This is a genomic window from Kitasatospora sp. NPDC058406 (assembly GCF_042722765.1).
Taxonomy (GTDB): domain Bacteria; phylum Actinomycetota; class Actinomycetes; order Streptomycetales; family Streptomycetaceae; genus Kitasatospora.
Genome location: NZ_JBHXKE010000007.1, coordinates 1 through 6,044 on the forward strand (window position 1 = coordinate 1; position 6,044 = coordinate 6,044).

The 6,044-nt window shown below is 77.6% G+C and carries 6 protein-coding genes; all 6 read left to right on the forward strand.

Annotated features, from left to right (window positions below):
- Positions 1 to 1,447, forward strand: a 1,447-nt coding sequence (locus ACFWOG_RS02740; protein WP_380354015.1) for an amino acid adenylation domain-containing protein, incomplete at its 5' end; no start/stop codon positions are given.
- 3 nt (positions 1,448 to 1,450) lie between these two features.
- Positions 1,451 to 1,675, forward strand: coding sequence for an MbtH family NRPS accessory protein (locus ACFWOG_RS02745; RefSeq protein WP_329951317.1), 225 nt, complete (start codon positions 1,451 to 1,453; stop codon positions 1,673 to 1,675).
- Positions 1,672 to 1,953 carry an acyl carrier protein gene (locus ACFWOG_RS02750; RefSeq protein ID WP_329951318.1) on the forward strand — a complete coding sequence of 94 codons (282 nt, stop codon included), beginning with the start codon at positions 1,672 to 1,674 and terminating at the stop codon, positions 1,951 to 1,953. Before ACFWOG_RS02745 ends, ACFWOG_RS02750 begins: the two co-directional genes overlap by 4 nt.
- Positions 1,950 to 3,440, forward strand: a complete 1,491-nt coding sequence (locus ACFWOG_RS02755) for a condensation domain-containing protein (RefSeq protein ID WP_380354019.1) — start codon at positions 1,950 to 1,952, stop codon at positions 3,438 to 3,440. The genes ACFWOG_RS02750 and ACFWOG_RS02755 overlap by 4 nt, the downstream gene beginning before the upstream one ends.
- Positions 3,437 to 5,428 carry a N,N-dimethylformamidase beta subunit family domain-containing protein gene (locus ACFWOG_RS02760; RefSeq protein WP_380354022.1) on the forward strand — a complete coding sequence of 664 codons (1,992 nt, stop codon included), beginning with the start codon at positions 3,437 to 3,439 and terminating at the stop codon, positions 5,426 to 5,428. The genes ACFWOG_RS02755 and ACFWOG_RS02760 overlap by 4 nt, the downstream gene beginning before the upstream one ends.
- Positions 5,429 to 5,561: 133 nt before the next feature.
- Positions 5,562 to 5,963: a hypothetical protein gene (locus tag ACFWOG_RS02765; protein WP_355403719.1), complete on the forward strand. Its 402-nt coding sequence runs from the start codon at positions 5,562 to 5,564 to the stop codon at positions 5,961 to 5,963.
- The last annotated feature ends 81 nt before the right edge of the window (positions 5,964 to 6,044 follow it).

Genomic DNA, 6,044 nt, shown 5'->3' on the forward strand with positions numbered 1-6,044 from the left:
CCCCGCCCGGCGGGGCGCCCCGGGCCGGTGTGGGGGCCCCGCTCGGCCCGGGGCCCCCTCACCCGCCCACCCCGCCTACGTCCTCTACACCTCCGGCTCCACCGGCACCCCCAAGGGCGTCGAGGTGCCGCACGGCGCGCTCGCCAACCTGCTCGCCGCCCTGCGCGACCGGCTCGGCAGCCGCCCGGAGGACCGCTGGCTCGGGCTCACCTCGCTCTCCTTCGACATCTCCACCGTCGAGCTGCTGCTCCCGCTGACCACCGGCGGCCGGGTCGTCCTCGCCCCCGAGGGCGCCCACCGGGACGGGCCCGCGCTGCTCCGGCTGATCGGGCGCGAGCGGATCAGCCACGTCCAGGCCACCCCCAGCGGCTGGCGGGTCCTGCTCGACGCCGGCCTCCGGGGTGCGGCGCCCGGTCTGACCGCGCTCACCGGCGGCGAGGCGCTGCCCGCCCCGCTCGCGGCCGAACTGGCCGCCGCCACCGCCCGGCTGGTCAACGTCTACGGCCCCACCGAGACCACCGTCTGGTCCACCCTCGCCGAACCCGTCGAGACCGACGGCCGGGTCAGCATCGGCGAGCCGCTCGCCAACACCCGCGCCCACGTCCTGGACGAACGCCTGCACCCCGTCCCCTCCGGGCTGGCGGGCGAGCTGTACCTCGGCGGTGCGGGCGTCGCCCACGGCTACCGGGGCCGCCCCGGCCTCACCGCCACCCGCTTCCTCCCCGACCCGTACGGGCCGCCCGGCGCCCGGCTCTACCGCACCGGCGACCTCGTCCGGCTGCACCCCGGCGGCGCCCTGGAGTACGTCGGCCGCGCCGACACGCAGGTCAAGCTGCGCGGCCACCGGATCGAACTCGGCGAGATCGAGGCCAGGCTGGCCGAACACCCGGCCGTGGCCCGGGCCGCCGCCACCCTGTACGGCCCCGACGGTGACCGCAGGCTCGCCGCCTACGTCGTCCCCGCCGGTCCCGCCGGTCCCGCCGGTCCCGCCGGTCCCGCCGGTCCTCCGCCCGGGCCGGACGAACTGCGCGCCCACCTCGCCGCCACGCTGCCCGCCGCCGTCCTGCCGAGCGCCTACGTCGTGCTCGCCGCGTTCCCGCTCACCCCGAACGGCAAGCTGGACCGCGCGGCCCTGCCCGAACCGGTCACCGTCCGGCCGGAGCCGGCCGCCCCGGCGACCGCCCCGGCGACCGCCCCGGCCACCGGGCCGGACGAGCCCGACGACACCACCGCCGCCGTGCTCGCCATCTGGCGCGAGGTGCTGCGGCTGGACGACCTCGGGCCGGACGAGGACTTCTTCGACCTCGGCGGCCACTCGCTGCTGATGACGTCCATCGCCGCCCGGATCCGCCGACAGCTCGGCGTCACCGTCCCGCTGGACGTCTTCTTCGACACCCCGACCGTGCGCGGCGTCGTCGCCGCCGTCGCCGACCTTCGCAAGGAGTAGCCCGTGAGCACCGCAACCGCGTACCAGGTGGTCGTCAACGACGAGGAGCAGCACGCCCTCTGGCCGTCCGGCGCCCCGCTGCCCGCCGGCTGGCGTGCCGAGGGGTTCGTCGGGACGGAGGAGGAGTGCGCCGCCCACGTCGACCGGGTCTGGCCGGACATCCGCCCGCTCAGCCTGCGCCGCCGCCTCGCCGAGCAGGCGGCCGCCACCGGCGGGGCCGCCCGGTGAACGCCGCCGCGCCCGCCCCCGCCGACGCCCTGCGTCGCCGCCTCGCCGCGTTGCTCTCCGACGCCACCGACGGGCAGCTCGGACAGGACGAACTCCTCGCCTCCGAAGCCTCGTTGACAGCCCTCGGGGTCTCCTCGCTGGCACTGCTGCGCCTCGCCGACGGCCTGGAGGAGGAGTACGAGGTGCTGATCGACCTCGGTGACCCGGCGCTCCACGCGGAGGGCCTGGACGGCCTGGCCGAACGCCTCCGCCGACTCGGGGTGGAGCCCACCGGATGAGCGGACCCGCCGAAGCCGGGCCGGCCGTGGACGTGGGCGGGCCGGCCGTGACCGACCCGCCCCCGGCCGGGCCGGGCGACCTCACCGTCGCCTTCACCGGCACCCGCACCGGCCTCGCCCCGCTCACCTGGGGCCAGCGCGCCATCTGGCACGCCATCGGCCGCACCGTGCCCAACGACCACTACTTCAACCTGGGCCGGGTGCTCCCGCTCGCCGACCGGGGAGCCCCCGTCGACGTGCCGCGGTTCGCGGAGGCCGTCGCCGCGCTGCTCACCCGGCACGAGGCGCTCCGCACCCGACTCGTCCTGGACGAGGTCGGCGAACCGCGCCAGCACCTCCTCGCCGGCGGCGAGATCGGCGTGACCGTCCACGACGAGCCCGATCCGGCCCGAGCCGGGCAGGCCGCCGAGGACCTGCTCGCCGTGCTCGCCGGGCGGCGGTTCGACTACACGCAGGAGTGGCCGGTCCGGATCGGCGCGGTCCGCAGCGGCGGCCGGATTACCCACGCCGTGCTGGCCCTCTGCCACCTGGCCTCCGACGGCCACGGCGCCGAGGTGCTGCTGCGGGACCTGCGGTTGCTGGTCCGGCGCGGCTCCGCGGGCCGGCTCTGCGCCGACACCCCGTTCGACCTCGCGCACGAGCAGCACGGACCGGCCGGCCGGCGCCGGGGCGCCGCCGCGCTGGCCCGCTGGGAGGCGGACCTGCGCCGGGTACCGCCGACCATGTTCGCCGAGCCGGTCGCCGAGCCGCGCACGCCCCGGTTCTGGACCGGCCGGCTGGTCTCCGCGGCCCTTCCGCCGGCGGTCGACGCGCTGGCCGCCGCCCACCTGGTCAGCGGCTCCACGGTGCTGCTCGCCGCCTCGGCGGTCCTGGTCGCCGCCGACCAGGGGCACCCGGCCGCGGCCGTCCTGCCCATCGCCGGGAACCGGGCCGCCCGGGACCACCGCGACCTCGTCGGCACGCTCTCCCAGGACGCCCTGGTCGTCCTGGACCTGCCGGCGGACCCGGACGGCCGGATCGTCTTCACCGACCTGCTCCCGGCCGCCTGGCGGGCCGCGCTGGCCGGCTACCGGGCAGCCGCCTACGACCCGGTGGAGTGGGACGCCCTGCTCGCCGGGATCGCCCGCGAGCGCGGCACCGAGGTCCACCCCTACTGCTGCTTCAACGACATGCGACTGGTCGAACGGCCGCTCCGCGAGGGGGCGTTGCCGGCCGGGGAGGAGCTGGCCGCGCTCCGCCGGCGGACCGTCCTCGACTTCCCGGCCACCCAGGAGCGGGTCGCCTGCCGCTACTGCCTCCACCTGACCGGGGACGACACGGCCCTCACCGTCACCCTGACCGCCGACACCGCCTACCTGCCCCCGGACGCCGTCCACGCCCATCTGCGGGCGATCGAGGAGGTCGTCGTCGCCTCCGCCGCCGGCCGGCCGCCCCGGCTCGCCGACCTGCCCGGGCTGCTCGCCGGGTACCGGGACGCGGACTCGTGACGGCGGGCCCGGTCCCGAGGCCGCTCGCCCGCGCGGAGGGCACCTCGTGCGTGCAGGGCGGGCGGCTCCGCTTCCACCTCGCCCCCGGCGACGACGAGGGCGACGGAGGCGAGGGCGGCCGGAGCGGCCGGCCGCTGCGCGGGCGGGTCGTCGTCACCGACGCGGTGACCGGCGAGGTCCGGCTCAAGACGGCCGTCACCGGGCGGCTCTTCGACCTCACCGTGCCCGTCGGCTGGCCGAGTTCGCTCTACCGGGCGAGCTTCCACGACGAGCGCCCGGAGCAGCCCGCTCCCGAGCGGGACGCCGAGCACGAGGTCTGGTTCGTGGTGCGCGCCGCCCGGCCCGGCGCCGTCTCCGGCACCCTGGTCTCGATCCCGTTCGCCACCTGGCGCGCCTACCACCGGGCCGGGCAGCCCGGCCGGGGCCTCTACTACGCCGAACAGCCGGACCGCGCCGCCCGGGTCCCGCTCGACGCGCCCGGCGGCGGTCCGCCGCCCGAGCGCTGGGAGGAGCCGCTGCTCCACTGGCTGCCCCGGGCCGGATACCCGGTCGAGTACTGCTCCGGACTCGACCTGCACGACCGGCCCGGTGGTGCCGAACTCCTCTCCTCCTACCGGCTGTTGGTCGTCAACGGGCACGACGAGTACTGGTCCGCCGAAATGCGGGACACCGTCGAGGAGTTCGCCCGCCGGGGCGGCAACCTGGCCTTCTTCGCGGCCAATACGGCGTGGTGGCAGATCCGCCTGGAGGACGGCGGCCGCACCCTGGTCTGCCACCGGGACGCCGCCGCCGACCCGGTCACCGCCACCGACCCGCGCCGTGCCACCGTCGAGTGGTCCAGCTCCCCGGTCGACCGTCCGGAGAACACCATGACCGGCGTCAGCTTCCGCCACGGCGCCGGCGCCTGGGGCGACGGGATGGCGGTCATCGGCCGCGAGTCGTACACCGTCCGCTTCGCCGACCACTGGGTCTTCGACGGCACCGGTCTGGCCGACGGCGACACCTTCGCGCGCGGCGCCCTCGGCTACGAGACCGACGCCGCCGAACTCGACTGGTCCGCCGGCGTCCCGCGGGCCACCGGCCGCGACGGCACCCCCCGCTCCTTCGCCGTCCTCGCCACCGCCGACCTGCGGCACTGGCGTGCCCACGGGCAGGGTGGCTGGGCCACCATGGGCGTCCACCGGCTCGGCGCGGGGACCGTCTTCAACGCCGCCACCATCAACTGGGGTCGGGCCCTGGGCGATCCGGTGGTCGACCGGATCACCCGCAACGTCCTCGACCGCCTCGGCGGCGCCGCCGCACCGCGCTGGCACACCGTCGGTCCGGCGGAGGGGCTGCGGGCCCTCGCCGTGTGCGAGGGACTGCTCTTCGCCGTCGCCGGGGACGGCACCACCCTGCTCCACCGTGAGCCCGGCGACCAGAACCTCCCCTGGACGCCCTGCCCGCCCGTGTCCGGGCCCGCCGCAGGGGCGCGGACCGGCAGCGCCCCCGGGCCCGCCGCCGCACCGGTCGCCCCGATCCGCTGCCTCACCGCCCCGCGCGAGGCCGCCGGCCCGGTCCCGCTCGCCCTGCTGGCCGTCACCGAGGACGACCGGCTGCTCACCCGCGACCCCGTCCCCGGTCCGGCCCCCTGGGCCGCCGCCGGTCACGTCCCGCGCGGGACGGCGGCGCTCGCGGTCTGCGACGGCACGCTGTTCGCCGTCACCCCGCACGACGACACCCTGCACCACCGGCCCGCCCTCGCCCCCGAGGAGCCGTGGCGTCCGCTCGGTCCCGCCGCCGGGGCCACGGCCCTCGCGGTGCTGAACGGCCGCCTGCACGCGCTCACCCCGACCGGCCTCGCCACCCGCCCCCCGACAGCCGGGCCGGGTGTCCCGTTCGTCCCGGCGGAGGGCTCGTTCCCGCCAGCCGTCGCCCTCGCCGCCCACGCCGGCCGCCTCCTCGCCGTCTCGGCGGACGGGCGTCTGCTCAGCCGTCCGGCGGGGTGAGCGCGGGGGTGCGGCCCGGCAGGGCCGGGCGTGCGGTGAATCCGGCTGTACGCGGCCCTGCCGGACCGCTATCTTCGCGTTCCGAGAGGTGCTGCTCGCCGACCCACCGGTTTCCGACCACTGATGGAGTGCTGTGACCGACTACGAGACGGCCCGGCTGGTCAGCTTGATCGTCGGATCCGCCAACGTCCTCGTCCCGCTGGCCGGAGCCGTCGTGGCCGGCACCTTCCTGCGCCGCAGGGGGCGGAACGCCCGCCTGGCGATGATCGGCTGCCTCGTCATGGCGGTGAGCCCGATCGTCGTCTCGGTCGTGCTGGCCTTCGCGACGGACAGCCTCTACGACGAACTCGGGCTCGCCATGGCGATCAACGCGCCCGTCCTGCTCTCCCTCCCGTTCCACCTGGCCGGACTCGGCCTGATCGTCGCCGGAGCCCTGGCCGCGCCCGCCCCCGCCCTCGCCCCGCAGGCGGTGTACCTCGCCGGGCCGCTCCCGGCCGTCGACCGGCCGCCCACCGACGCGGCCCCGAGCGTCTGACCCGTCGGACTCCTGTCCTGCCGGGCACGGAGCGGGCCCCGGCGATCCCGCCGGGGCCCGCTCCCCCCCGTCAGGACCGGT